26 protein-coding genes and 1 tRNA gene are annotated in these 25082 nt (G+C 63.1%); 18 read left to right on the top strand and 9 right to left on the bottom strand.

The window, feature by feature from the left end:
* Positions 1–20: 20 nt before the first annotated feature.
* Complete coding sequence (locus PMI12_RS08425; protein ID WP_007831040.1) at positions 21–1040, bottom strand: Bug family tripartite tricarboxylate transporter substrate binding protein; 1020 nt, start codon at positions 1038–1040, stop codon at positions 21–23.
* A gap of 229 nt (positions 1041–1269) precedes the next feature.
* Here PMI12_RS08425 and PMI12_RS08420 point away from each other — a divergent pair.
* From PMI12_RS08420 to PMI12_RS28050, 11 genes are all read left to right on the top strand, one after another.
* Positions 1270–1344, top strand: a tRNA-Arg gene (locus PMI12_RS08420).
* A 174-nt stretch (positions 1345–1518) separates the two neighbouring features.
* On the top strand, positions 1519–2745 hold the full coding sequence (locus tag PMI12_RS08415) for a tyrosine-type recombinase/integrase (RefSeq protein ID WP_007831039.1): 1227 nt from the start codon (positions 1519–1521) through the stop codon (positions 2743–2745).
* Between the two features lie 186 nt (positions 2746–2931).
* The gene (locus PMI12_RS08410) at positions 2932–3444 is read left to right on the top strand and encodes a hypothetical protein (protein WP_042673052.1); all 513 of its coding nucleotides are present in this window, start codon (positions 2932–2934) and stop codon (positions 3442–3444) included.
* 110 nt (positions 3445–3554) lie between these two features.
* Positions 3555–3761, top strand: coding sequence for an AlpA family phage regulatory protein (locus tag PMI12_RS29655; protein WP_081502628.1), 207 nt, complete (start codon positions 3555–3557; stop codon positions 3759–3761).
* Complete coding sequence (locus tag PMI12_RS08405; RefSeq protein ID WP_007831036.1) at positions 3758–4645, top strand: toprim domain-containing protein; 888 nt, start codon at positions 3758–3760, stop codon at positions 4643–4645. The genes PMI12_RS29655 and PMI12_RS08405 overlap by 4 nt, the downstream gene beginning before the upstream one ends.
* Positions 4642–5862, top strand: coding sequence for an AAA family ATPase (locus PMI12_RS08400; protein WP_007831035.1), 1221 nt, complete (start codon positions 4642–4644; stop codon positions 5860–5862). Before PMI12_RS08405 ends, PMI12_RS08400 begins: the two co-directional genes overlap by 4 nt.
* Positions 5862–6320, top strand: coding sequence for a hypothetical protein (locus tag PMI12_RS08395; RefSeq protein ID WP_007831034.1), 459 nt, complete (start codon positions 5862–5864; stop codon positions 6318–6320). The genes PMI12_RS08400 and PMI12_RS08395 overlap by 1 nt, the downstream gene beginning before the upstream one ends.
* Before the next feature lie 3 nt (positions 6321–6323).
* Positions 6324–6533 (top strand): hypothetical protein, encoded by a 210-nt coding sequence (locus PMI12_RS08390; RefSeq protein WP_007831033.1) that lies wholly within the window; start codon positions 6324–6326, stop codon positions 6531–6533.
* Positions 6534–6536: 3 nt separating this feature from the next.
* A complete protein-coding gene (locus PMI12_RS08385) occupies positions 6537–7064 on the top strand; it encodes a hypothetical protein (protein ID WP_007831032.1) in 528 nt (175 codons plus the stop codon).
* A 262-nt stretch (positions 7065–7326) separates the two neighbouring features.
* A complete protein-coding gene (locus PMI12_RS08380) occupies positions 7327–9405 on the top strand; it encodes a hypothetical protein (RefSeq protein ID WP_007831030.1) in 2079 nt (692 codons plus the stop codon).
* 178 nt (positions 9406–9583) lie between these two features.
* The gene (locus tag PMI12_RS28050; protein WP_337459788.1) at positions 9584–10084 is read left to right on the top strand and encodes a very short patch repair endonuclease; all 501 of its coding nucleotides are present in this window, start codon (positions 9584–9586) and stop codon (positions 10082–10084) included.
* Here the strand turns inward: PMI12_RS28050 and PMI12_RS08375 are convergent.
* Both PMI12_RS08375 and PMI12_RS28045 read right to left on the bottom strand, forming a co-directional pair.
* The gene (locus PMI12_RS08375; RefSeq protein ID WP_007831024.1) at positions 10055–10936 is read right to left on the bottom strand and encodes a Cfr10I/Bse634I family restriction endonuclease; all 882 of its coding nucleotides are present in this window, start codon (positions 10934–10936) and stop codon (positions 10055–10057) included. The genes PMI12_RS28050 and PMI12_RS08375 overlap by 30 nt on opposite strands.
* Positions 10937–11061: 125 nt before the next feature.
* Positions 11062–11298, bottom strand: a complete 237-nt coding sequence (locus PMI12_RS28045) for a helix-turn-helix domain-containing protein (protein ID WP_081502626.1) — start codon at positions 11296–11298, stop codon at positions 11062–11064.
* A 118-nt stretch (positions 11299–11416) separates the two neighbouring features.
* Between PMI12_RS28045 and PMI12_RS08370 the strand changes: the two genes are divergently transcribed.
* Entirely contained in the window at positions 11417–12706 is a 1290-nt protein-coding gene (locus PMI12_RS08370; protein ID WP_007831022.1) for a DNA cytosine methyltransferase, read from the top strand.
* Between the two features lie 454 nt (positions 12707–13160).
* Here the strand turns inward: PMI12_RS08370 and PMI12_RS28670 are convergent, their stop codons facing one another.
* Positions 13161–13385 (bottom strand): hypothetical protein, encoded by a 225-nt coding sequence (locus PMI12_RS28670; RefSeq protein WP_157632160.1) that lies wholly within the window; start codon positions 13383–13385, stop codon positions 13161–13163.
* 214 nt (positions 13386–13599) lie between these two features.
* On the bottom strand, positions 13600–14670 hold the full coding sequence (locus PMI12_RS08365; protein ID WP_237726057.1) for a GlxA family transcriptional regulator: 1071 nt from the start codon (positions 14668–14670) through the stop codon (positions 13600–13602).
* 124 nt (positions 14671–14794) lie between these two features.
* Here PMI12_RS08365 and PMI12_RS08360 point away from each other — a divergent pair, with 124 nt between their 5' ends.
* The 6 genes from PMI12_RS08360 (at position 14795) to PMI12_RS08335 (ending at position 19603) form a co-directional block, all read left to right on the top strand.
* Positions 14795–15652 carry an ABC transporter substrate-binding protein gene (locus PMI12_RS08360; RefSeq protein WP_007831017.1) on the top strand — a complete coding sequence of 286 codons (858 nt, stop codon included), beginning with the start codon at positions 14795–14797 and terminating at the stop codon, positions 15650–15652.
* A 30-nt stretch (positions 15653–15682) separates the two neighbouring features.
* On the top strand, positions 15683–16504 hold the full coding sequence (locus tag PMI12_RS08355) for an amino acid ABC transporter ATP-binding protein (protein ID WP_007831016.1): 822 nt from the start codon (positions 15683–15685) through the stop codon (positions 16502–16504).
* A 15-nt stretch (positions 16505–16519) separates the two neighbouring features.
* Positions 16520–17167, top strand: a complete 648-nt coding sequence (locus PMI12_RS08350) for an amino acid ABC transporter permease (protein ID WP_007831014.1) — start codon at positions 16520–16522, stop codon at positions 17165–17167.
* Positions 17164–17853: an amino acid ABC transporter permease gene (locus tag PMI12_RS08345; protein WP_007831011.1), complete on the top strand. Its 690-nt coding sequence runs from the start codon at positions 17164–17166 to the stop codon at positions 17851–17853. Before PMI12_RS08350 ends, PMI12_RS08345 begins: the two co-directional genes overlap by 4 nt.
* A 62-nt stretch (positions 17854–17915) precedes the next feature.
* Complete coding sequence (locus tag PMI12_RS08340; protein ID WP_042673049.1) at positions 17916–18197, top strand: hypothetical protein; 282 nt, start codon at positions 17916–17918, stop codon at positions 18195–18197.
* Entirely contained in the window at positions 18194–19603 is a 1410-nt protein-coding gene (locus PMI12_RS08335; RefSeq protein WP_007831008.1) for an amidase, read from the top strand. The genes PMI12_RS08340 and PMI12_RS08335 overlap by 4 nt, the downstream gene beginning before the upstream one ends.
* Before the next feature lie 58 nt (positions 19604–19661).
* On the opposite strand, the gene PMI12_RS08330 is transcribed toward PMI12_RS08335, so the two are convergent.
* From PMI12_RS08330 to PMI12_RS08315, 4 genes are all read right to left on the bottom strand, one after another.
* Positions 19662–20579, bottom strand: coding sequence for an AraC family transcriptional regulator (locus PMI12_RS08330; RefSeq protein ID WP_049965531.1), 918 nt, complete (start codon positions 20577–20579; stop codon positions 19662–19664).
* 118 nt (positions 20580–20697) lie between these two features.
* Positions 20698–21747, bottom strand: coding sequence for an ABC transporter ATP-binding protein (locus tag PMI12_RS08325; protein ID WP_007831006.1), 1050 nt, complete (start codon positions 21745–21747; stop codon positions 20698–20700).
* Positions 21748–21773: 26 nt separating this feature from the next.
* Positions 21774–23996: an ABC transporter permease gene (locus PMI12_RS08320; protein ID WP_007831005.1), complete on the bottom strand. Its 2223-nt coding sequence runs from the start codon at positions 23994–23996 to the stop codon at positions 21774–21776.
* 10 nt (positions 23997–24006) lie between these two features.
* Positions 24007–25056: an ABC transporter substrate-binding protein gene (locus tag PMI12_RS08315; RefSeq protein WP_007831004.1), complete on the bottom strand. Its 1050-nt coding sequence runs from the start codon at positions 25054–25056 to the stop codon at positions 24007–24009.
* Positions 25057–25082: the final 26 nt, after the last annotated feature.

The raw sequence follows: 25082 nt of genomic DNA, 5'->3' as shown, positions 1-25082 counted from the left end.
GCGCTCGCAGCCGGTGCGGCCTACTTGGCGCTCGCGAGGAAGCCCGCCTCGGACATCAGCGTGCGGTGCGTGGCCTCGGCCTCGGTGAGCCACTTCGCGAAGGCGTCGCCGGTCATGAAGGTCGGGTTGAAGGCGCCCTTCTCCATGTATTCCTTCCAGTCGGGCGTGGCGGCCACCTTGGTCAGCAGGTCCTTGTAGAAGGCGAGCTGGTCGGGCGTAACGCCGGGCGGCATGAAGATGCCGCGCAGCATCGTGTACCTGGTGGGCACGCCCGCCTCCTTGCAGGTGGGGATGTCGTTCCACGACTGCGTGTCGGTGACCTTGGCCTTGAAGGGCATGCGCTCGTCGTCGAACACGCACAGCGCGCGCAGCTTGCCCGCGCGCCATTGCGCCACCGCCTCGATCGGGTTGTTCACCGTCGAGTTCACATGGCCGCCCACCAGCTGCACCGCCACCTCGCCGCCGCCCTTGAACGGCACGTAGATGAACTTGGTGCCGGTGGCCTTCTCGAGAGCGACCGTGATGATCTGGTCTTCCTGCTTCGAGCCGGTACCGGCCATCTTGAACTTGCTCGGCCCCGCGGCCTTCACCGCCGTGACGTACTCGCCGGCGTTCTTGTAGGGCTCGGCCGCGTTGGTCCAGAGCACGAACTGGTCGAGCGCCAGCATCGCGACCGGCGTCATGTCCTTCCAGTTGAAGGGCACGCCGGTGGCCATCGGCGTGGTGAACAGGTTCGACAGCGAGATGACGATCTTGTGCGGATCGCCCTTGGCTTCCTTCACCGCCAGGAAGCCCTCGGCGCCCGCGCCGCCCGACTTGTTGACGACGATCAACGGCTCCTTCATCAGCTTGTACTTGATGACGATGCCCTGCAGCAGCCGCCCCATCTGATCGGCGCCGCCGCCGGTGCCGGCGGGAATCACGAACTCCACCGGCTTGGTGGGTTCCCATGCGAGGGCAGGCGCGGCGGTTGCCAGCGCCAGGACCGCCGCGGCAGCGGCTGTCGCGCGACCCAGAACGTGCGAAGCGAACTTCTTCATCAGGCTGTCTCCTGTGTAGTGTTTCGCTCTTTTTTGTTCTTGGATCTGAGCAGAGATGCAACGGGCACGATGGTGCGCGCCACCGATTCACGCCGGCTTGATCGCGGTCAACTTTTCTGAGATTTCGTATCGGGGTAAGCCCGCGCTGGCAGGGCCAGCGCATCCCGTCATCGGGAACCCTATAAAATCGCGGCGCGCAGCGGGCTTCCAGCTTCCTGCGCCTCCATCCGTCTTCGTAGTTCAATGGATAGAACGGGGTCCTCCTAAGACTCAGATACAGGTTCGATTCCTGTCGAAGGCACCAAGGACCCGGTTCACGGCGTCTCACCAAGCATCAGAACCCGCACGTTTCCCCAGCGTAGCGGGTTTTTCTTTGCCTCAAGCCGTGTCACGGCGTAGCATCACATCGCGGAGAAATACCGTTATTTTTGACGGTATTTTCGGAGCGCCGGCAACGGAATACCGTCAAGGAGCAGCGATGGCACTGACAGACACTTTCGTTCGGCAGGTAAAGGCCACCGGCAAAGCCATCGGCGACAAATATGCCGATGGCGGCGGCATGTACTTGCTGGTCAAGGCGCCGGGCAAGTACTGGCGCCTGGACTACAGCATCCACGGCAAGCGCAAGACCTTGGCGTTGGGCGTCTACCCCAGCGTGACGCTCGCCAAGGCCCGCCAACGGCGCGACAAGGCCCGCGAACAACTGGCAGATGGGATTGATCCTGGCATCGCCAAGCACGAGGAAAAGCGGGCGAAAGCCGACGCTGCGGCGAATAGCTTCGAGGCCGTTGCGAGGGAGTGGCTGACCAAGACCGCCAGCAAGCGCGCCGCGATCACGCAGGCCAAGGTCACGAGTTGGCTTGAGAAAGACGTGTTTCCGTTCATCGGGAAGCTGCCCGTTGCCAGCATCAAAGCCAAGGACGTGCTCGACAAGGTCGCCCGTCGCATGGAAGCGCGAGGTATTCACGAGAGCGCCCATCGGATCGTTCAGATTTGCTCGCAGGTGTTCCGCTATGCCGTCGCCGTGGGGGTGATTGAGCGCGACGTGACCACCGACCTGAAGGGGGCGCTGGTGGCGGTCAAGAAGGCCAACTACGCCGCCATTACAGAGCCCAAGCAGGTGGGTCAGCTCATGCGCTCTATTTACGCCTATGCGGGCCATCCCTGCGCCGTGGCGGGGCTGAAGCTTTCGCCGCTGGTGTTTGTCCGCCCGGGCGAATTGCGCGCCGCGGAGTGGGCCGAGATGGACCTCAACGCCGCCGAGTGGCGCATCCCTGCCGCCAAGATGAAGATGAAGATTGAGCACCTGGTGCCGTTGTCACGGCAGGCTGTGGACATTCTGCGGGCTCTGCAGCCGTTCACCGGCCACGGCCGGTACGTGTTCCCCAGCATCCGCACCGGTGAGCGCTGCATGAGCGAGAACACCATCAACGCGGCGTTGCGCGGCATGGGCTACGCCAAGGACGTGATGACCGCCCACGGGTTCCGGGCTATGGCCCGCACCATCATGGATGAAGTGCTGGAGGAGCGCGCCGACCTGATTGAGCATCAGCTTGCCCACATGGTGAAGGACCCGAATGGCCGAGCCTACAACCGCACGGCGCATCTGCCAGCACGACGGGCCATGATGCAACGGTGGGCCGACTATCTCGACAAGCTGCGAATCGGTGCAGAAGTGATCCCGCTGCGCAAAGCGAAGAAGTAAATCATTCTTGCCAAGCCACGTGCGCTGGCGAGGTCAGCGCACGTGGCTTCGAAGCTCTGGGTTTGCCGAGATGAGTGGCGCGCAGTAAGCAAAGCGGTCGCGTGGATAGCATTGATACCTTCCGGTACCTCATCATGACCCGGGGCCATCGACGCGACCAACGAGATGCGGACGGATAGTGGAGGCATGATCGACAAAGAACTTGAAGAGCAGATCCAGATTTTGACCGCATGGGCACGTCGGAATATGACGTATGAACAGGCGACTTTCCTCTTCGCCGTGCACAAGGTCGTGCTTGATGATCTCAAGGCCACGTTCGATCGATCGAACAAGGACCATCAGCAAGCATCGACCATGTTGGCCGAAGCGGGGGCAAGCGAACTCAAGACCGCGGCGTTGCTGAAGGAAATGGCTGCGGAGTTGGAAGCGGCGATGCCGCGTTTGCTGCGCCAGGCGGCCGCGGCGGGAGGTGCGGTCTACAAACGCCAAGCATCCAAAAGGGCGAAGGACGCAGCTGATCATCGACACAGCAGCCCTGGAGGTGCTCGAGAAAAAGCAGAATCGATCCGACGCGAATGGGCCAGCGGCAAGTACTCAACCCGCGAGAGGTGCGCGGAAGAGGAACACGCAGCACTCGGAATGTCATATTCTTCGGCAATCAAGGCGCTGCGAAACGTGCCGAAACCGAATCCGTCCTAGCCGATGCGTGGCACTGGCTAGCCGGTGCGGCGCACTGGCAATTCACTAAAGTCCTCGCTTTCTCCACAGTCACTCCCGTCGCGCCATGGCGCATTTTCAAGGGGTGTTGAGTGGCACAGCGTGTTATTCGGGTTGCAGACCTGGCAACTACCAAGGACAGGACCGGGCTGCTGCCTGTCAGTCCCGCAACCGTTTGGCGGTGGGTTCGTGAAGGGAAATTTCCGAAGCCGTTCAAGCTCGGCGAATCCGTCACTGTCTGGGATGCTGCAGCCGTCGAAGAATTTATTGCCAGACGCGCCGAAGGCGGTATGCCATGAGCGCCACGGATCAATTCCTGAGTGCAATGGAAGCAGCCGGCCTGACGCCGCCGGACCCGCTCCATGCCGACGGCGATATTCACCGCTTCAGCCCTACAGGCAAACGCGGTGACGATGCCGGCTGGTACGTATTTCACCCCGACGGCGTGCCAGCCGGAGTATTTGGTGACTGGCGTTCTGGGGAGTCACAGACCTGGTGTGCCAAGGGCGAAGACGAGTTGAGCGACGCCGAGCGGCAGGCCATGTGCCGGCGCATCAAGGACGCACAGCGCAAGCGCGCTGCCGAGGAGGTGCGCGTGCATGGCGAGTCCGCGTCGAACGCGCTCGCTGCATGGGAGGACGCAGGCCCGGCGGTGGCGCATCCGTACCTCGCGGCAAAGGGAGTGAAGCCCTACGGCGTCCGAATGGATGGGCACCGGCTGCTCGTCCCGATGCACGACGCCACCGGCAAGCTGAACAGCCTGCAGATCATCTCCCCCGATGGCACAAAGTGCTTCATGCCCGGTGGCCGAGTGCGGGCTTGCTACCACGCAATCGGAAAGCCGATGGGCCGCGTGTTCGTCTGCGAAGGTTACGCCACCGGCGCGACGATTCACGAGGCCATGGGCGATGCAGTTGCGGTCGCCTTCAGTGCCGGGAACTTGCTTCCGGTTGCCGTGGCACTGCGCGCCAAGTACCCATCCCTCGAGATCATCATCGCAGCGGATGACGACTGGAAGACGCCGGAAAATCCGGGTCTGAGTGCGGCGAGATTGGCAGCGCAGGCGGTGGGCGGCAAGGTGGCGGTGCCCGACTTCACCGGTCTGCCACGCGACGACAAGGACACCGACTTCAACGACTTGCATCAGCTCGCTGGCGCGGTTCGGATCGGAGAACAGGCATGAACGCCGGTCTTGCCGCGGTGCGGGCCGGCATGGAGGCCGCAACCCCCGTGCCTGGCGATGTGGTGGTATTGATCAACGGCGCCGACCTGACGCCTGAGCCGATTCGATGGTTGTGGCCAGGGTGGCTGGCGCTTGGGAAGCTGCACATGTTGGCCGGCGCTACTGGCCAGGGCAAAACCACGATCGCCATGAAGATGGCGGCAACAGTCACGGTCGGTGGGCATTGGGCCGATGGTTCGCGCTGCGAGCCGGGCAACGTGTTGATCTGGAGTGGCGAGGATGACCCCGCCGATACCCTGTTGCCGCGCCTCCTGGCGGCCGGCGCCGACCGCACGCGCTGCTACTTCGTCAGCGGTGTGCGGGTCGAGGGTGAGGTGCAATCTTTTGACCCGGCCCGCCACATGGCCGCGCTGGAAGAACAGGCTCGAGCCGTCGGCGGCGTGAAACTGCTGATCGTCGACCCCGTCGTTTCCGCCGTTCGCGGCGACAGCCACAAGAACACCGAGGTGCGGCGCGCTCTGCAGCCCGTGGTTGATCTTGCGAGCCGAATCGACGCAGCGGCGGTCGGCATCAGCCACTTCAGCAAGGCTGGCGCCGGGGCTGATCCCGCGAGCCGGGTGGTCGGATCGATCGCCTTCGCGGCGGTGGCCCGCGTCGTGTTGGTGGCTGCAAAGGTCAAAACCGAAAACGGCGAAGACCGGGGCGTCCTTGCCCGCGGGAAGTCCAACATCGGCCCGGACGAGGGGGGCTTCGAGTACAGCATCGAGCAGGTGGAGCCCTCGCCCGGCATCGTTGCCAGCCGCATTGCCTGGGGCCAATCGGTCGCAGGCACGGCGCGGCAGTTGTTGGCAGAGCCGGACGAACATCGGAGCAAGGCCACCGCGAAGGGCAAAGCCGAAAGCTTCCTGCGCGAGCGCTTGACCGCGCCGACGCCGGTCAATGCCTTGATGCGCGAAGCCGGGGAAGCGGGCCACGCCTGGCACACGGTTCGACGTGCCGCTGACAGCCTTGGAGTCGTTCCCAGGAAAGGTGGTCTCAAGGAAGGCTGGTACTGGCAGCTTCCTGAAGATGCCCAGAAACCTCCGAAGGTGCCCACGCGAAACGATGGGCACCTTCGGCAGAAATTGGGCACCTTCGGTGAATCGGGAGATGCTGCCGGCTGCAGCCCTGCGGTCGACGCTGTGCCGAATGGCGCATGCTCTGAGGAGGTGCTTTGATGAAACCCGTCGACCTCTACCGCGCTGTTCACGACGCTGGCATGTACCTCCGCGCCGACGGCGACAAGCTGGTAATCGGCCCGTCCGAGCGGTTGACTGCCGAGCTTCGGCAGCTTCTGCGCGAACACAAGTCCGCGATGCTCGCGTTCCTGGCCGACGCCCACCAGACCCTCGCCGACCTATTGGAGGCCGCGATGGGCGTGTGCGACCAGCATGGCGACGGCCTTGCCGCCCGCGCCGACATGGAGCGGGATTGTCTGTCGATGCCGTTGCACCTTCGGGGTGATTTGCTCGATCACTTCCGCGGGTGCCACGCGGCACCGGATGAACCGGCCAGGCGCGACTGGCAAGAAGTCGACAAATCGATCGAGGGAAAAGGGAGTGCCCCGACGAAGACCAGTTCGCCACGAGGCGTTGCGCGATCCAGCGCGATCGGGCACATCGCCCAGAAGGAGTAAGCCATGAAGGTTGTCACCTATCGTTTCCGCGCTGACGGCGCCGCCGTCCCCGATGCGGCTGTGCACATGGAGCGCTTGCCGTTCGCTGAGTTCGCTCGCATCCATGGTGGCGCGCTGATTGACCCGCCTGCCGGTTGGGCACCTCCGCCCGACGGCTATTCGTTGTGGCGCACTGCCAGGGGCGAGGTCATGGCAGTGCGGGACGAGGCCTGAACCATGGCCACTATCGCCGTTCCGGTTGCAGCCGGCAATTCGCTGGCCGCCGTCAAGCCCAAGCACAGGGCGAAGAATCGACCCGGCGAAAGCCTGCACAGCCAGCGGCGCCTCGAAGCCGTTGACCAGCAGGTGAAGGCGCTTCACTACCGCAAGATGGGCCTGACCTACGCCGAGATCGCGGACAGGCTCGGCATGGGCAGCCCGCAAACCGCATGGAGCGCCGTGGAAAGCGCGCTCAAGCGCACGCTGCAGGAGCCCGCTGACGACGTTCGGAAGCTGGAGCTTGGGCGACTTGATGCGATGTTCATGCCCGTCTATGCCGACGCCTGCCGAGGTGACCTTGCCGCGCTCAACTCGGCGCTGAACATCATGACGCGGCGTGCTCGGATGCTGGGCCTGGACGCGTCGGTGCGGACCGAGAACCGCACTGACCTCACCGCGAACAGCGCGGCCGGCGTGCTGATAGTGGGTGGCGTCATGACGCCCGAGGCCTGGGCTGCCGCTTCTAAAGAGCAGTCGAACGGTTGATGCAGGCGGGCGTTGGGTCTCGAAGTGACCTCGGCAAGGGCTAGAGCACACCGGCTATGTTCAGCCGCAAGTTGCCCGCCGGCGCGTCGTCAAATACTTCCGTGTGGTACTCACTACGGCGCCCGAAGACTCAAGTGAAGCATCGGCGAAACAGTTGCGTTCGCGCTGCCCTCAAGGTCCCAGCGTATGCTGAGCATGGTTCAGAGGCGCAGCCAGATCCGCGGCGCAGGCATTATTCCTATCCTCCTTAGAAAGCAAGGCAATGTCGTATTCCATCGAAAGTTTTTGGCGCCAGAGGCTCGCAGCTGTGCAAGCTCCCGGGGAAACGCTTAAGTCGAACGGCTGGGCGGTGATCAAGCAAGGCGACGAGTCTTACGTTCAAGCGGATCTCTCGCTGCGACCCGATAGCACTGACCTCAGCCAGCCAGTGTGGCTAATCGCGGCCCCCGGGGCCGTGGGCAAGACGACGCTGGCCAAGGCGATCTGTGCGGCTTCCAACGCGGTCTATGTCGACCTCGCCCAGGCCACTGCCGTAGGCGGAAGCTACGTGGTGGGCGGCTTGGTACAGAACGGCCTGTTGAGTCAATGGGAGGCCGGTCAGACTACGCTGGTCATCGATGCTCTGGATGAGGCCCGGCTTCGCGTAACGCAGGCCGCATTTGAGGACTTTCTAGCGGACGTAGCCAGCGTCGCCCAGAAGGGATCGCTCCCACTGGTTCTCATTGGCCGTGTCGGAATCGTCGAGGAATGTTGGGCAATATTGAACGACAAGGCGGGTCTGGACTGCCCCATATTTGACATTGAATTGTTCGATGCGGAGCGCGCCATCGCGTTCGTGGTCGCTTCCCTAACCAAGCTCGCAAAGAAGGAGTACCCCGACCTCAAGCAGCCGCTCGAGACTCACCCCAGCAAGTATCGGCAAGCGGTCGAGACACTCGTAGAGCGGCTGACGATTGCATCTTCGCAGGACGGCAATCGATTCGTTGGATACGCGCCCGTGCTCGAGGCAGTAGCGAAAGTCATTGCCGGCGAAACGAATCCGTCGCAAGTCGGACCGGCCACGCTGCGCATCTTGGAAGGCAAGATCCTGGAGCGCCTGGTATCGGAGATACTGCAACGCGAGTCGACAAAGCTGGTGAACCAGATGAGGGCCAGCGTTCCCGGTTTCCCGGTCGATGCCACGGTTTACGGCGAGACCGAGCAGTTGGTGCGGCTATCAAGCCGAGTACTTGGGGTTGCCACCCCAGCGATACGGATGGACCTTCCGCAGCATGCGATCGGCCCGTATGAGCATGCCGTTGCGACCTTCCTAGAGCAACACCCATTCCTGGACGGCTCGGGCAGGGCTCCGTCAGGCGCCGTTTTCAGCGCGTGCATCGTTGCCCACGCGCTTCTGCACTCGAATACCGACCTGAGGAGCGCTGCGGAGGCGTACGCACGTAAAGATCACCATGCTCCGAATCCTTTCCTCTTCGACTTCTATCGAGGATCCCCGCAAGTCGGTGAAAAGCTGCCGGCTGCGCACATCGGCTTGTTGTTCGAGTCCGTGCAGGCCAAGTCGCAGTCCGGAGAGGTCGCGAGGCTTTCCGTGGAGGGCGACGCAGACGAAGAACTGGTTGACGTCGAAATCACAGTCGGTAGCGGGCCCCAAGATTCAAGGGTCTTCGAGATGTTCGCGGAGAACGGTGGCACCCTCCAATTCGGTCGCCGCGTTGCTGGAGTGAGCGTGGACGCCGGTGGTATGGACATCGAAATGGGCGAAGGTGGGCAGCTCGAACTCGTGGCGCCCCTAGCCCTGAATGTCCGAACGCTCTTGTTGCACTGCTCAGAACTAGTTGTGAAGCTAGAAGCATCAAAGCATCCGACGGGCGCTGGCAGCTCCGATCAAGCCGACACTGCGGCAGTGCTCGAAGCTCAGCAGTTCGAATCGGCAGAAAGCACCCCTTTAGTGACGGTGCGGCACGGTGCTGAACTCCAGGTGACTTGGCCAGGTTCCAAGGCATATCCGTGGACAAATTTTTCGTCCGAAAGCGGGCCGGCGGAGGATCCCGCCACGGCGGACGCGCTGCGCGCTCTTCGCCGCTTGGTCATGTCGTTCAGATCGCACAGCAAGGGCCAACTCGCACGCTTCCGCGGAAAGATCGAGCATGCTCGAATGACGAAGGGTGTCTTAGGCGAGTCGGTTCGCCACAAGCTGATGGGCGATGAAGTACTGACCATCGAAGGGGCCATGTACGTGCTGGATCCGAAGCGCCTAGGCGACCGCGTCGGCGTTTCTTTTCTGGACATCAAGCTCAAGCGGTACGGGCCCGCGGTTCGCGCCTACGTGCAGGGCGTCTGAGTTGTTGCCGGGTCACGATGGAGGCTTGCTTCTATCGTGGCGCTAGCGGCGCTGGCCCCATGCCGCCCGAGCCTAAGGAACATGCCCGCGACGATGGCAAAAACCTCCTCAATGCGCGCATCATCGATATTGCTGCACCGGGCGTGTCGGTGGTTCAAAGACGCTGTCCCAAGTTACCATGGAGTTTGGGCGCTCTGTTATGCCATCCAACCTGCCCCCTACATCGGACTCGTCGCCGCTTCCACCGACAGCAGCCCGAAGCGCGCTGATGGGCCGCATTCGCTCAGTCGACACCAAACCCGAGCTTGTTGTCCGTCGAATGCTGCACCGCCTTGGATACCGGTATGTGCTGCACGACAAACGACTCCCCGGCAAACCGGACCTCGTGTTCCCTCTGCGTAAGGCGGTCATCTTTGTAGACGGTTGCTTTTGGCACGGACACGACTGTCGGCTAGGGTCGAAGCCAAAAACCAACGCGGCTTTCTGGCAAAACAAAATCCTGGGCAACAAGCGTCGCGATATGCGGCACAGGCGGACCCTGCGCAAGCTCGGCTGGCGCGTGGCTACGGTATGGGAATGCAGTACGCGCCTTGGCGACTTGTCACGACTCGAGAGGCGTCTTGTGCGTTTCCTAGAAGCCCCTCGCTCCCTAGAGCGCAAACAGGGGGAGGTCGTCTAGTACTGACTGGGCGGAGTCCCGCGGCCCGAGGGCCAAATAGAGCGCATCAACAGCTGGGCCGGGGGTACCCCCACGAATCAGGGAGACCAGCGATGCCGCAGCATATCGTCCGCGAACGTCCGCCCCTTCGAATGAATTCAGATGGGCGTAGAAACGGAACGCGGATCCGCGCAAGACGAACTCAATTAGATACTTTAGTACGTTGGCCTCGAAGAGCGGTTGATACAACCGATCGCTTCGCGTCGTACGCTTGACTGCAATCGCCAAAAGAAACCCCGTCGCCTCTATGGTGCCTTCTAGGAGCTTGTGGGCATTTTCTAGCAGCATGAGATTCGCCGCACTCAAGTTGTCGATAGGCCGCAGGAATGCAGCCATCGATGCCGGCATTGGGTCCGGCAATCGCACACCAACAATGTCTGGCGACGAGAGGCCAAGCTCCATCCCGCGCCGTTTCAGGGCAGCCTCATGGGCTTGTATGGATGCACGCACTTCGGGCTTGAAAAGCTTGGTTGCATCGTAGCCACGAGGCAACTTGACGATAGCCACCTTCCTTGTCGGCGTAGGTACGGCATCGGTCGGGCACGTGAACACACCTGAGTCCCACACCCCTCCGTCCATGTAGCGATTCCACGCCGCCGCTGCGCCCCAGAGAGCACCGGCCTCAAGCAACTCAAAGACGTCGCCTTCAACCTTCGCAATGGCAGACGTCCCCAAGTCGAACTCAGCCCCAAACAGCACAGGCCCCGCCAACCGCGCATTCGACTGAAAGCGTGCCAGATACTCGCCATACGTTCGGGTTGGCGCGGGGTCGTTATCGGTACCTGGAATGAAGTCAGCGAAAGTGCAGTTCATCGCCGGTATCTGGTTGAACCGAAACTTGGTCGCCCGTTTGCCTACGGGGCTGGCTCGCAAGTCCTCCGAGCAGCCGCCATATGGACAGCTTGGGCAAGTGTTTGCGTGATCGAACTCGAAGGCCACTATGCGTCCTTATGGGTGCCCACTTCCCGGGCAGTCGCGAACAAGACGTCCAGGTCGGCACCAAGCGCAGTCGCGATGCGCTGCATCACGTCAAGACTGGGATTTCGTACACCACGCTCGACTCCGCTTACGTAGGTTCGGTCCATATCGGCCCGCTCCGCCAACTCCTCTTGACTGAGCCGCAGTAACTCTCGGTGCCGACGCACCGCCGCACCAAAATGGTCAGCCAATCTCATGCGGGGAGGCTATTTTTTAGTTGACTATTGGTCCACGGAATATGAGTCACATATTCGAACTACGACGACAAGCTCCCAGGCATTGATGCCAAGGCACGCATCCCGGTACACTCGATAGATGCCTAAAAGTTTCACAGACTCGCCGGTCGAGCCCGGCAAAACGGTGCCCCGCGAATCCCCTCCCACGGCTCTGTCGCTTTTTTCAGGATGTGGCGGTTTCTGCGAAGGGATCGAGTCGTCCGGGTTCGAGGTACGAGCAGCCGTTGAACTGGATAAATACGCATGTGAGACCTACCGCCACAACTTCCCCCGGACGAAGTTGTTCGAGGGCGACGTCCAATCGTTCTTGACCGAAGGAACCGACCACGTCGAAAGCTTCAGGGTGAAGGGCGTTGACCTAGTTTTCGGTGGTCCGCCGTGTCAGGGATTCAGTCAGATCGGCATGCGCCGGCTAGATGATGAGCGCAATGAGCTGTACCAACAGTACACACGCATCGTTGCCAAGCTCAAGCCCCGCGTCTTTCTGATGGAGAACGTGCCAAATCTAGCCTTGATGAACAAAGGGCACTTCAAGCACCTCATCCTGAAGGAATTCGCGGACCTCGGCTACAGCAATACCGTGATGCTTCGAGTCTCAGCAGATGACTACGGCGTTCCGCAGACTCGCCAACGGGTCATCTTTGTAGGGACTCGGGACGAAGAACAACTGAACGTCGATCTGGGGTCGCTTTGCGAATGGGTACTTGAGGGTCTCAAGGTGGCTCGACCAGTCACCGTCGCGGAAGCTATTAGCGACCTCCCCGCCAAGATCGTTGACAGTGGGGACGTGATGCCCTACCCCAAAACGACAAAGTTGACCCCTTTCCAGAAAGATATGCGGCTGGACCACGACGGCACGCACTACACAAAAGCCGGAAAGCGCAAACGCGGCCTGGGCAACGAACAGGTTGTGCTGCACAACCACCACACAAAGGAAATGCAGGCCAAACGGGCTCACCTTATCTCGTTCCTCAAACCAGGAATGAAGGCGGACAGCCTACCCAAGCATATTTGGAACGGCGCTAGGCCGGAGAAATGGCGGCGACTGCACCCCGACCTGCCCTCGTACACCATCCTTGCCCAGATGCATCGAGACATGAGCGAATGGGTGCATCCGCACCTCGAACGATGGATTACCGTTAGAGAAGCGGCGCGGCTTCAATCCTTCCACGATGGCTTTGTCTTCAAGGGCAGCGAATGGCAGCAACTCAAGCAAGTCGGCAATGCCGTGCCGCCGCTTCTTGGCAACGCATTGGGGCATCTAGCGCAGGAAATTCTGCGCGCCCTCGACAGCAAGCAGCAAAGCCAGGCCATCCGCTCCACTGGGGCGCGCCCGGCCACGGTGCAAAGGCTCCTCGTGCCAGCCTGAGCAAATTTGGGGGTTGCGTTTTGCAGGGGCAGGGCGCACTTCTCACCTTCAACAATGTTGGCATAAGGGCAGCGAGCCGTGGTGCAATGGCTGTGCACGCCTCCAGGCGGCCCGCTGGCGGGTTTTCCCGGTGCAGTGTGCCCCCGGGCCCTTCCTCAATGGAAACAGGCCCCTAGAGGGCTCGGCGGCTTCTTCTGAGGCGGAAACGTACCAGGGCAAATGGTGTTGCGCATGAGCAACGCTGTGCCGTTTGCCGGTATTTTTGTCGGTATCTTTCCATTGGAAAAAGAAAAAACCCAATACTGGCGCAGCCTGCAGCGGGTTTTGCGGTTCCTGTCGAAGCACCACGTTGATGTCCAAAAATGTCCATCAACGTACGGCCGAACCGCAGTTCTCCCCTTGAGACATCAGCGAACCGTCCAGAGTCGTCCAAGACAATGTAACGCCATCCGGATCATTTGGCGTGCGCGCGCGCGTGTTCGTCCTTCTTCTTGAACAGGATCCACGGCTCCTGCCGTTCGCCGCCCTTGGCGATCTTCACCAACTCCCACAGGCCCTCGAGCTTCTGGCCATGCAAGCTGCCATCCGCATCGAGAAGACGTCCAGAGCCTTTATGCACCGTCAAGCGGGTCGCGACCATCCAGCGGCCTGCGGCAGCACCTGACGGGTTGGTGACCATCTCCCTTGCGATGAGACAGCCGCTAAGGTGACGTTGGATCTTTCAGTAGCGCACCCATGGTTCGTAGGAGAACTTCTGCCTCGCGGTTGCCGAGGGGGTAACCCTATCATGCGGTAGGAGCACTGGGGCTTCTGCTTTGCAGTGATTGCCGATATCCCTCGGCCTCGCGCGAATGGGTACTATCGGCCAAACCGGTCGTTCGGATGGGCCACGGTCATGCGCCTCCCTCCAACGCCCGCCGCAAACGACCTGGCGTCATCCCGAACTGCGTCTGAAAGTGGCGGATGAAATGTGACGCGTCGGCGAATCCGCATTCGAAGGCAATCTCGTTGATGCTGATGTCCGAGGTTGTGAGCAGCCATCGCCCGTACTTCAGGCGCAGGGTTCGGTAGTAGTCCGACGGGGTGAAGCCGGTTTCGGCGAGGAAAGCCCGTTCGAGCTGTCGCGGGTTCGAACCTACGAGGCGCGCGATGACGGCGATCTCCAGCGGCGGTGACAGGTTCTTCTCCATCAGCAGCACGACCTGACGCAGCTTGTCCTTCTCGGTCGTGATGTAGCCCAGCGCCTGACGACGCGCCATGTGGCTGCTGGACTTTCGCGGCGCGACGGTCATCTGGTGGATGACCTTGGCTGAGGTACCCGGGCCGCAATGCCGGCGCGCCAGTTCGGCGGCGAGTTCGATGATCGAGATGCCTCCGGCGCAGGTGATGCGATCCCGATCGACGTGGTAGTCGGTGTGAGTAACGAATGGATGGCCCGGAAACATGGCCTTCCAGTCATCGACGTGGAACGGATGAACGCAAGCGACGCGCTCGTCCATCAGTCTGTGACGGGCCAGCACGAAGCTTCCGGTGCAGACGCCGATCAATGGAATGCCGGCCTCCGCCACTTGCTTCAAATAGCGCGGATAGCCCGCGGGGACGCGATCGATCTGCGGTAGCAGACCGCCGATCACCGCCAAGTAGTCAAAGTCGAACGTGGACGAGAAGGCCTGCTGTACCGGCACCTCGATGCCGGAGCTGGCACGCACCGACTCGCCCTCCAGCCCGAGCACGCGCCAGGTGCAACGGACTTGGCGGCTGCGGTCGCCCATGTCGGCGGCGTGGCGCAGCGCATCACTGAGTCCGGCCAGCGACAGCAACGGAAACGTTGGCCACAACACGATGCCAATACGCAGTTCGGCCTGACGTGGCGAGCTGACCCGCGGAGGCGACTCGGCATCGAGCCAATCCAGCGTGGCTGTCTGGTGTGGCGGTGGCGCGGGTTCCCCGCCTCGGCGGCTCACCGGGATATCCCTGAATGTCGCATACGTTCTATTGTTGCTCGCACCGATACAGGAGGGTTTCGGCGTTCATTTCTACCATTTGCTCACGTCCTCTTTCTAGCCCTTCAATCTTTTCGGAGCCTCCATGAACATCGGCAAACTGCCCCGCCCCCTGTGTGCCCTGCTCACCCTCGTCGGCCTGCTTGCGAGTGTGCAGGCTCAAACCATCGAGGTGAACAAGCTGACGATCGCCTTCACCGGCGACATGCCCGGAACCGGTTATCAAGACGGCAAGATGATTGGCTACGACGGCGAGATCCTACAGCGCGTGGCCGACGCGCTGAAGCTGCAGGTCAAGCCTGCGCTGATGGAGTGGTCGGGCACGATCGCGTCCGTGCAAGCCAAACGCGTCGACGTGATGGCTGGCACCATGGGCTGGACCGAGCAGCGCTCGAAGATCATGACCTTGAGCGACCCGATCCACTACTTCAAGAACGGGATCATGCAGTCGTCCAAGACCAACTGGGCGACGCTAAAGGACCTGGAAGGCAAGAAGGTTGGCACGATCACCGGCTTTTCCTTCATTCCCGAGCTGCGCAAGATCACCGGCCTGCAGCTCAGCCAGTACGACACTTCAGACGCAGCGGTGCGCGACCTGCTCGCCGGCCGTATCGATGCCGTGATCGGCGACCCGCCGGTCGTGCAGTACGCCATCTCGCGCAACCCGCAATGGAACTTGCGCTTCAACGCCTTCACCGACAACAACCCAGACTTCCCGCTGCTCACCGGACTTGGTCAGGTGGTGTTCGGCCTTAACAAGGATAGCCCGGAACTGGCTAAGGCAGTGAACGCCGAGATCGCCAAGCTCTGGCAGGGCTGCGAGATCAAGAAGATCGGCGAACGTTACGGCCTGGTGCAAGACGTCTGGTATGTGCCAGTCGGCAAGAACTTCCGCGCCAGCGTGGATCGCCCGGCCGGCTGGCAATTGCCCGGCTGCAAGTAAACCGGTCCGTCATTCAGGCCACGTCAGTCGATGAACGCTATCGCTCCAGCCATCACCCCAGCCAGCGCGCAAGCGCTGCTGCGCGTCCAGTCCCTGCGCAAGTCGTTCGGGAGCCTGGACGTGCTCAAGGGCATCTCGTTTGATCTGCAGCGCGGCGAGACGCTGGCGTTGCTAGGCCCCAGCGGCTCGGGCAAGTCCACCTGCCTGCGCTGCTTGAACTACCTGGAAAAACCCACGGAAGGCTCAGTCTTTCTAGAAGACGAGCGCATCGGTCAGGTGCCGGATCGGCGTGGTGAATTGCGCCTGATGACGGACACCGAACTGGCGCCGCAGCGTGCCGAGATGGCGATGGTGTTCCAGCTCTTCTATCTGTGGCCGCATCTGAGCGTGCGCGACAACGTGGCGCTCGGTCCGATCGAGTGCGCGGGCCTGAGCCGCGCCGAGGCCTACAACCTGGCCGATGAGATGCTGGAGAAGGTGCATCTGCGCCACAAGGCCGAAGAGTACCCGGAGCGCCTGTCCGGCGGCCAGCAGCAGCGGGTCGCGATCGCGCGAGCGCTGGCGCAGCGGCCCAAGGTGATGCTGTTCGACGAACCAACCTCGGCGCTCGACCCGGAACTGGTCGGCGAGGTGCTGGGCGTCATCAAAGAACTCGCGGAAGAAGGCCGCTCGATGATCCTGGTCACACACGAGATCAGCTTCGCTCGCGAGGTGGCCGACCGGGCGATCTTCATGGACGGCGGACACATCGTCGAGCAGGGCACGGCCATCGAGGTCATCGACCGGCCGCAGGCGGCGCGCACCAAGGCCTTCCTGTGTCAGGCGGGCGGCCGTGTCTCGTCTCAGCGCTGAAAAACCTGAGCGGTGATGAATACCTTTCTTGCCATCATCAAGACCTTGTCTGTCGGCGCGCTGACGGCCTTGCAGGTCTCTGTGGGCGCATTCCTGATCGCGGCGCTGTGCGGGCTGGCATTGGCGCTGGCGCGCACCTTCACTCACCGCCGCCTCGTGCAAGGCGCCATCGCGGCCTACAGCGAATGGATGCGCAACGTTCCGGCGCTGGCGCACTTGTTCGTCCTGTACTTCGGGCTCGCGTCCGCCGGCGTCCGGCTGTCGCCGGTGACAGCTGCCTGCGTGGGCTTAGGCCTGGTCGGGGCGGCCGTGTTGTGCGACATCTTCACGGCCGGATTGAGGTCCTTGCACACTGGCCAGCGCGAAGCTGCATTGGCCATCGGCCTCACGCCGACGCAAGTGCTGCGCTGTGTGCTGCTACCGCAGATGCTGCGTGTCACCTTGCCGTCGCTGGGCAACTACGGCAGCCAACTGGTCAAGGACACCTCCATTGCGTCGGCCATCGCTGTTCCCGAAATCATGTTCTACGCCCGCAACCTCGTGACTTCCACCTTCGAGACCACGCTGATCTATCTGGCCGCAATGGCACTCTACGCCGCCATCGTTCTGCCGATCATCTGGGGCTTCGCGAATGTCGAGCGCCGACTGGGAGTGGGTCGATGATCGAATTCTTCGCCACCTGTGCCGACTACTGGGGGGACTGGAGCGGGCGCCTGTGCAGCGCCGCGCTGGTGACCGTGGCACTGTCGCTCGCCGGCTTCGGCCTGGCGGCATTGCTCGGTTCACTGTTGACCTGGGCGCAGCGCAGGGGATCCCGCGGGCTTCAGCGCACCGCCGGCGTCTATGTGCAGTTCATCCGATCGGTGCCGCTGCTCGCGCTGCTACTGGCCATCTACTTCGCGCTGCCACAGGCCGGCGTCACGCTGTCGGGATTCTGGGCAGGCGTGTTGGGCCTGGGTCTGCAGGGGTCGGCCTACGTGGCCGAGATCCTGCGCAGTGGTCTCGGTTCAGTGCACAGGGGCCAGCGCGAGGCGGGCCTAGCCGTCGGCATGACGCCGCGGCAGGTCTTCGTGAACGTGAGCGCGCCGCAAGCCCTGCGCGTGATGATGCCGCCGTTGCTCAATGCCTATGTCTCGCTGCTGAAGGACAGCTCGCTGTGCGCGCTAATTGCTACCGATGAGCTGATGCTCACCGCGCGAGCGATCAGCAGCGAGTCCTTCCTGCCGCTGCACATCTTCCTGCTGGTGGGCCTCTTCTACTTCGCCATTGCATTCCCGCTGTCGCTGCTCTCGCGCTGGCTGGAGGCGCGGTTGGCGCGCGGCCGCCGTGTGATGGGCGGCGCAAACTGAGCGATGACGATGGCAGACACGTCATGCGCCGATCTCCGACGCGACGACCTCACGAACCCGTAATGAACATTCCCTATCTCGACGACGCGCGCATCGACGCGCTGCTGGTTGTCCCTGGCTGCGCGTCCGCGCTCGAAGCTGCCTTCACCGACCTCGCCCTTGGCCGCGCTACGGTGCATGCCCGGCATCGCACCGATTGCAGCGCAGTCAAGCTCAGCACGATGGGCGCGCTGTGGTCAGCGCGCCAGGTGTGGCCTGCGGTTGGCTTGCACTGGAGCGCAGCGGCCTGGCGAACTGGTCCGGCGCCACGAACCACGCTGCGTTCTGAAGGACCTGTGCCATGACCACCCTGGACACTGAACTCGCATTCGCAACCATCGGACGCCTGCAGGCACTACTCGATGCCGGCGAAATCTGCAGCCGCGAACTGGTCGATTTGCATTTGTCGCGGATCGCGCGGCTGGACCCGGGCCTACACGCCTACGTCGATGTGCACGTGGCACAGTCCCAGTCCGCGGCCGATGGCCTCGATGCACTGCGGCGGGCCGGCGTGAAGCTCGGTCCGCTGCATGGCGTGACCGTAGCGGTCAAGGACCTGTTCGACATCGAGGGCTGGCCCACATCGGCGGGGTCGGTCGCACGGCCGCCCCGAATCGGCGAGGTCACCGCCACGGCCGTGCACAGGCTGCGGCAGGCCGGCGCAGTGGTGCTCGGCAAGACGCACACGGTGGAGTTCGCGTTCGGCGGATGGGGCACGAATGCCGTGATGGGGACGCCCTGGAACCCCTGGGACCTGACGACACGACGAGTGCCAGGTGGCTCGAGCAGCGGCTCCGCAGTGGCGGTGGCCGCCGGGATGGCGTGCGCGGCGATCGGCACGGACACCGGCGGCTCGGTGCGCATCCCGGCCGGGCTGTGCGGCGTCGTCGGACTCAAGACCACACACGGCATGGTGAGCCGTCACGGCCTGGTCGAGTTGTGCCCGACGCACGACACGGTCGGCCCGATCACGCGCGACGTTGCTGACTGCGCATTGCTGCTCGATGTGATCGCAGGGCCCGACCCGCTCGACGCGGCATCGCGTTCGTCTCCGGTGCGAAGGCTCGCGCCATCGCTGCGCTTTCCAGTCGCGGGTATGCGGGCGTGGGTGCTGCCGGACGGAGAGCGGCAGCATGTGGACGCCGAGGTGCTCTCGGTCTATGACGCGGCGTTGCAAGCCTTCCAGGACCTCGACGTCACGCTGGTGCGCCAGCCCTTGCCGACGTCGCTGACCGAAGCGATGCAGATCGCAGGTCAGTTGATGAGCGCCGAGGGTTACGCGAATCTCGGCGCGCTGTTCGAGCGCGACGACCTGGACTTCGATCCCCATGTGCGGCGCCGCATTCTGCTCGGACGCGACATCAGCGCGGCCCGCTACCAGCAACTGCTCGCCGCTCGGGCGCACGCCCAGGCGGCGATGCAGCAAGCCATGATGAACGTGGACGTCTGCATCTTCCCGACCAATGCCATCGCAGCGATTCCGGTGTCCGATGTGGACGAACTGCTCACGCCACTGTCGCTTTTGGGGCGTTTCGTGAACTTGCTCGATCTCTGCTCACTGGCCTTGCCCGCCGGCTTCACGCGACAAGGCTTGCCGGTGTCAGTGCAGGTGATTGGTCCCGGCCTCGGCGAACTGCAGGCCTTGCAGCTGGGCCACGCATACCAGCAAGCCACGTGCTGGCACCTGGCTCACCCGCGGGGCCTGGACTGAACGCGATGATCAGCAGGTGGCTTAGTTCCGATGACCCTAGTGCTCCAGTCGATGGGGTTCAGTCCAAGCCGCTGCGTCGGCCCAACTCGCCGAGCGCTCTGTACTCAGTCGGCGTCAGGCCCTTGCGTTTGAGGAAGTGCCTGTTGAAATTCGAAATGTTGTTGAAGCCGACGGCATAGCAGATGGCGCTGATCTGCCGGTCGCTATGGAGGAGCAACTGGCAGGCCTTGGCCACCCTCAGCTCGGCAACGAAGGCGGTGAATGTTCTGCCGGTGAGCTTGCGGAACTGGCGGGAAAGCGCCGCCTCGTGCATCCCGACCATGGCGCCGATCTCGGGCAGGCTGAATTCCTGCATGTAGTTCACCCGGAGGTAGTCCAGCACGGCGTAGATCTTTCCCGACCGGCAGCCGGCCAGGGGTTGCGCCTGCCCGTACTTCAGCTTCGTCAGGACCCTTGTGTCCTTCCATCGCGCGAGCTCGTCCAGAAGCGCCGAAAAAACCGAAAAGCGCTCCAGCCCTCGGCTTTGCTCGATTCGCGCCAAGTACTTCATAGCGGCTTCCCGGAACCCGACGAACTCGACGCCCTGATGGGCCCTGTCCAGAAGGCTTTCGGCCTCGCGCAGCTCCGGCAGCAGGACCATGCTCTTGCGCAAGGGTGCATCGGCGAATCGCAGAACGGGATTCGTCGCCGCGCGAGCGCCATCGGCCGTGCCCGTGAACCGGAAGTTGTGCGGCAGGCGCGGGCCGATCAGGACGACATTGCCCGATGCGAAGCTGTGGATCTCGTCACCGACGAAAGCACAAGCAAACGGAGCCATGATGACGTGGAGTTCGAAATCCTGGTGGTAACGCAAGCGCCCGGGTTGCCATGGCACGCCATGCTCCGAAAAAGACAGGCAGGAATTCATGTCGAACAGCGACTGGCGAGGCTGCAGGTTCCTCGACTGCCTGTCGTCGAATTCGGGAAGCTGCAGCAAGGGATTGCAATCTTCCCCACCGGCGGCAACCGCCGGTTGTCGGAATCTCATCTGCATGATCTGAAGGCTATCTCGCCGGCGTCGACACCGATGTCCTGCGAACGCAGCGGGCGCCCGCCTATTTCACCGAGGAAACGATGGAAACGCCGTGGTCGGCCAGGTGCAGGCTCACTGGCGCGCCATGCGCCAAGGTCTGCCTGACTTCTGGCGACACCACGAAGATCTCGCCGAGCTGGCTGGAGAACGTGTACTCGACGGTGCTGCCAACGTAGGTTCTCTTGATCACCCGCGCCGCGAGGCCGTCGTTGGAGACGGGCCTGATGACCCAGGCCTCCGGACGCACCGCGACCTTCACGGGGCCCTGACCGATTCCCGCAGGTGCGGCGATGCTCAGGGTACCCAGGCCAACCCGTCGCTGTTCATCGCAAAGCCCATCGAACAGCATGGCCTCGCCCATGAAGCCCGCAACGAATTCGGATTGCGGCGATTCGTACAGTTCGTGCGGTGCCCCGCGCTGCGCGATCACCCCCTGATCCATCACGATGATGTGATCGCTGACCGCCAGCGCCTCGCTTTGGTCATGCGTCACGTAGGCCACCGTCAGGGAAAGGCGCTGCTGCAGCGAGCGGATCTCCTCGCGCATGGAGCGCCGCAGCCGGGCATCCAGGTTGGACAGCGGCTCGTCGAACAGGAGCACAGCAGGCTCCAGCGCAAGCGCACGCGCCAGCGCGACCCGCTGCTGCTGGCCACCCGAGAGCTCACTGGGCATGCGCTCGTTCATGCCCTTGAGGCCCACGGTCTCGAGCATCAGCCCCGCCTTTTCCTTGGCCTGAGGCGTTGGCAGGCCTGACATGCGCAGCCCGTAGGACACGTTCTCGATGACGCTCATGTGCGGGAACAACGCATAGCTCTGGAACACAAGGCTCACGTTCCGCAGCGCCGCACCGAGCGTGGTGACATCCGTGCCGTCGATGAAGATGCGGCCCGAGCTGGGGCTTTCCAGGCCCGCGATCATCCGCAGTGTCGTGGTCTTTCCGCATCCCGACGGTCCGAGGATGGTGGTCAGCGTTCCCTTCGGAACACCGAAGCTGATGTCCTTGACGACCATCGGCGCGCCGGCACCCGTGCCGTAGCTCTTGGAGACGTTCTTGAATTCGATGCCGTACATGAGTTTCTTTCGCTGGAGGATTGGGATCACGGCGATGCAGTTGCCGCCGGGCTGCGATGCACGTCGGACGCGCCGGCGGGTGTTGCCGCCGCGGAAGCTCTTCTGCCCAGGCGGCGATTTCCGACCCGCCACTGGACCAGGCCCGTGACCAGTGCCATCAGGACGATCAGGACGGTGCTGTATGCCAGGGCCACGCCATAGTCGCCCTGGCCCACTCGCCCGATGATGAAAGTAGTGGCCAGTTCCGTCTCGGCCGTCACGAGGAAGATCACGGCGGAAACGGTGGTCATCGATCTCACGAAGCTGTAGATGAGCGATGCGGCCAGAGCAGGCTTGAGCAGCGGCAGCGTGACCGACCAGAGCGTCCGCGCCGTCGAGGCGCGAAGCATCAGCGAGGCCTCGTCGAGCGACTTGTCGAGCTGCTTGAATGCCGCGGCACCGGCCCGCACGCCCACCGGGAGATTCCGGAAGATGAAGCACATCACGATGATCAGGCCGGTGCCGGTCATCTCCAGCGGCGGAACGTTGAACACCAGGACATAGCTGACGCCCAGGACGGTCCCCGGAATCGCGAAAGCCATGAGCGCCGAGAACTCGAACACGCCCTGCGCGCGGAACTGGACACGGGCCAGCAGCCAGGCGATCAGCAGGCCCATGGCTGCCGTGAGCGGTGCCGCAATCGCGGCCAGCCGCACCGTCGTGAAGAGCGAGTCCCAGGCCACGCCGATCCATTGCACGGCACCACCCTCGATCGCAACCTCGAAGGCCGTGCGGAAGTGGGCAAGGGTCGGCGAATAGTTCCGTCCCCAGGTCTGCACAAAGCCGCCGCAGAACGCGAAGACGTAGACAACCAGAGTGAAGATCAGCCAGGGCACGACCACGCACAGCGCCGCGCGCCGCAGCCCGTCGGGCAGGCGCATCGCAAGCCCTGCGTCGCCCTTGCCCGAAACGGTGGTGAAGTTCTTCCGGCCGAGGACGCGGCGCTGCAGCGCGAAGACGCCCAGGGCGAACACGGTGAGGATGAGCGCGAGCGCGGCTGCCCTGCCCTGATCGAACTGGGCGCCGACGATGGCGAAGAAGATCTCCGTGGACAGGACCGAGAACTGCCCGCCGACGACGATCGGGTTGCCGAAGTCGGCGATGCTCTCGATAAAGCCGACGAGAAACGCATTCGTGAGCCCCGGCAGCATCAACGGGAAGGTGACGTACAGGAAGGTGCGCCAGCCGCCCGCGCGCAGGGTCTGCGATGCCTCTTCGAGCGAAGGGCTGATGCCCTCGATGACGCCGCGCACGATCAGGAAGGCGATCGGTGTGAACGCGAACAGCTGCGCAAGCCAGACGCCGAACCAGCCATAGAACCAGCGCGTAGGCTCCACGCCGAAGGCCCACTCGATCAGTTGGTTGACGATGCCCGCCCTCCCGAACAGGAGGATGAGGCCCAATCCCACGACGAAGGGAGGCGTGATGATGGGCAGAGGCGCGAGGAATCGAAGCGCGTTGCGGATTCTGGAGTCGCTGCGGTTCTCGATCAGGGCCAGCAGCGTTCCGAGCACCGTCGTTGTGAGGCCGGTCAGCGTGGCCAGTGCCAGCGTGTTCCACGCGACGCCGCAGCTCTGCGCGGAGTATGCGCAGCCGATGCCCCAGATCCGCTCGCTCGCGATCCGTGCGAGCCAGGCCGCAACACTGGGGTGGCCGCTGTCGTCGAGGAAGGCGCCGGACAACGACCTGAAGACCGGAAAGGCGACGAAGGTGACCAGCAGACTGCTGGCGCCGAGCACCGCCGCCGCGACGAACAGGTCGCCGCGGAATGCGCCGGTTCGCGCCATGCCGAATGCGGCCAGCATAAGAAGCGAACACAGCACCAGCATGGCCCCCCAGCCGAAACCTGGCTGGCTTGCGCCGTGGATCACGCTAGTTGCGGGCAATCCGATGGCGAAGCCCTGGAGAAGCATTCCCGCCACGCCCAGCGCGCTGCACCAAGCGAGGAGGCGGCCCTGGGCGACCCCCGGCGTCATGCGCAGGGATACCAGCGCAACGACCAGCGGCCAGACCCCCACGGCAAGCCAGGGACGCCGATGCAGCAGAATCTGGGCGAGCGCGCTGGAGCTGTCATGCCCGGCAAACAATTCGCCGATGCTCTGGAGTCCGGACAAGCCTTCGGGCAGCGCATACCAGGGGAGGACGCAGAAAGCGACGAGGCCGATGATCGACCAGACCACGATCGGTCGGTTGTTGTCGTTGAGTTTCATGCCGGACCGATCAACGTGGCAGGGAATTGACCTCGCGGTCCCAGCGTTCGATCAGGCGCTTGCGCTCTGCCGATTGCCCGTACTTCGCGTAGTCGTAGTCGATGAGGCGGATCTTGCGGAAATCGGGAACGTGGCTGTCCAGCCTGGCCGACTTGTTCGAGGGCAGCTGGAACTGATGCGCCGCGGCTGCCAGCTGCTGCGCCGCCGGCGTCAGGGCCCACTCATAGAACTTCCTCGCGTTATCGAGGTTGCGTGCGCCCTTGACGATCGACATCGATCCGATCTCCGCGCCCGTTCCCTCGCAGGGTGTCGCGGTCGCGATCGGAAAGCCCTGCATCTGCTCGCTGGGCGCGTCATGGACGAAGCTGATGGAAACAGTGGTCTCACCGCGGGCCGCAGCCTTGATGGGACCCGTGCCGGAGCGCGCGTACTGCCCGACGTTCCTGTGCAGAGCCTTCATGTACTCGAAAGCCTTGTCCTCCCCCATCAGCTGCACCAGGGTCGCGATCATGGTGTAGGCGGTGCCCGAGCTCGCCGGGTTGGCAACCTGGATCTCGCCGCGCAGCGCCGGTGAGAGCAAGTCCTTCCAGCACTTGGGCTCGGGCAGCTTCTTCTTCGCCAGCAGCTCGGTGTTGAATGCAAAACCCAGCGGACCGGAGTACACGCCGACGGTCCGCCATTTCGATTGTTCGGCCTGCGACTGCGACCAGGCGTGGAGCTGCGGGAGGGACGGCGACCTGTACTCGAGCGTCAAGTCCTGCTCCGCGGCCTGCAGATGGGGATCGCCCGTGCCGCCGAACCACACGTCGGTCTTCGGATTGCTGCGCTCCGCCAGCAGCTGCGCCAGCGCCTCGCCACTGCCTCGCTTGAGCACATTGACCTTGATGCCGGAACTGCGGGCGAAGGTCGTGCTCATCAGCGAGCACCATTCGTCCTGGACGGAACAGATGACGTTCAGCTGGCCTGCGCCCTGCGCGTGGGCGACAGGCACGCCGGTCAGACCGGTCATGCCTGCCATGGCGAGGACCGCGAGAGCGGCAAGCGCGTTTTTCTTCTTCATGTTCGTCTCCTTGACGGTTGAAACCA

This window comes from Variovorax sp. CF313, from assembly GCF_000282635.1.
In the GTDB taxonomy this organism is placed as follows: Bacteria; Pseudomonadota; Gammaproteobacteria; order Burkholderiales; family Burkholderiaceae_C; genus Variovorax.
The sequence above is the reverse complement of the archived record's forward strand: the minus strand, read 5'-3'. Positions and strand labels throughout refer to the sequence as shown.

Excerpts from the sequence above, each read along its gene's own strand:
- PMI12_RS08325 (WP_007831006.1), bottom strand. The coding sequence starts at position 21,747 with ATGTACGGCATCGAATTCAAGAACGTCTCCAAGAGCTACGGCACGGGT.
- PMI12_RS08315 (WP_007831004.1), bottom strand. The coding sequence starts at position 25,056 with ATGAAGAAGAAAAACGCGCTTGCCGCTCTCGCGGTCCTCGCCATGGCA.
- PMI12_RS08410 (WP_042673052.1), top strand. The coding sequence starts at position 2,932 with ATGATCGACAAAGAACTTGAAGAGCAGATCCAGATTTTGACCGCATGG.
- PMI12_RS08390 (WP_007831033.1), top strand. The coding sequence starts at position 6,324 with ATGAAGGTTGTCACCTATCGTTTCCGCGCTGACGGCGCCGCCGTCCCC.
- PMI12_RS08405 (WP_007831036.1), top strand. The coding sequence starts at position 3,758 with ATGAGCGCCACGGATCAATTCCTGAGTGCAATGGAAGCAGCCGGCCTG.
- PMI12_RS08350 (WP_007831014.1), top strand. The coding sequence starts at position 16,520 with ATGAATACCTTTCTTGCCATCATCAAGACCTTGTCTGTCGGCGCGCTG.
- PMI12_RS08320 (WP_007831005.1), bottom strand. The coding sequence starts at position 23,996 with ATGAAACTCAACGACAACAACCGACCGATCGTGGTCTGGTCGATCATC.
- PMI12_RS08400 (WP_007831035.1), top strand. The coding sequence starts at position 4,642 with ATGAACGCCGGTCTTGCCGCGGTGCGGGCCGGCATGGAGGCCGCAACC.
- PMI12_RS08415 (WP_007831039.1), top strand. The coding sequence starts at position 1,519 with ATGGCACTGACAGACACTTTCGTTCGGCAGGTAAAGGCCACCGGCAAA.
- PMI12_RS08425 (WP_007831040.1), bottom strand. The coding sequence starts at position 1,040 with ATGAAGAAGTTCGCTTCGCACGTTCTGGGTCGCGCGACAGCCGCTGCC.
- PMI12_RS08395 (WP_007831034.1), top strand. The coding sequence starts at position 5,862 with ATGAAACCCGTCGACCTCTACCGCGCTGTTCACGACGCTGGCATGTAC.
- PMI12_RS08385 (WP_007831032.1), top strand. The coding sequence starts at position 6,537 with ATGGCCACTATCGCCGTTCCGGTTGCAGCCGGCAATTCGCTGGCCGCC.
- PMI12_RS28045 (WP_081502626.1), bottom strand. The coding sequence starts at position 11,298 with ATGAGATTGGCTGACCATTTTGGTGCGGCGGTGCGTCGGCACCGAGAG.
- PMI12_RS08355 (WP_007831016.1), top strand. The coding sequence starts at position 15,683 with ATGAACGCTATCGCTCCAGCCATCACCCCAGCCAGCGCGCAAGCGCTG.
- PMI12_RS28670 (WP_157632160.1), bottom strand. The coding sequence starts at position 13,385 with ATGGTCACCAACCCGTCAGGTGCTGCCGCAGGCCGCTGGATGGTCGCG.
- PMI12_RS08340 (WP_042673049.1), top strand. The coding sequence starts at position 17,916 with ATGAACATTCCCTATCTCGACGACGCGCGCATCGACGCGCTGCTGGTT.
- PMI12_RS08345 (WP_007831011.1), top strand. The coding sequence starts at position 17,164 with ATGATCGAATTCTTCGCCACCTGTGCCGACTACTGGGGGGACTGGAGC.
- PMI12_RS08375 (WP_007831024.1), bottom strand. The coding sequence starts at position 10,936 with ATGAACTGCACTTTCGCTGACTTCATTCCAGGTACCGATAACGACCCC.
- PMI12_RS08380 (WP_007831030.1), top strand. The coding sequence starts at position 7,327 with ATGTCGTATTCCATCGAAAGTTTTTGGCGCCAGAGGCTCGCAGCTGTG.
- PMI12_RS08370 (WP_007831022.1), top strand. The coding sequence starts at position 11,417 with ATGCCTAAAAGTTTCACAGACTCGCCGGTCGAGCCCGGCAAAACGGTG.
- PMI12_RS08335 (WP_007831008.1), top strand. The coding sequence starts at position 18,194 with ATGACCACCCTGGACACTGAACTCGCATTCGCAACCATCGGACGCCTG.
- PMI12_RS08360 (WP_007831017.1), top strand. The coding sequence starts at position 14,795 with ATGAACATCGGCAAACTGCCCCGCCCCCTGTGTGCCCTGCTCACCCTC.
- PMI12_RS28050 (WP_337459788.1), top strand. The coding sequence starts at position 9,584 with ATGGAGTTTGGGCGCTCTGTTATGCCATCCAACCTGCCCCCTACATCG.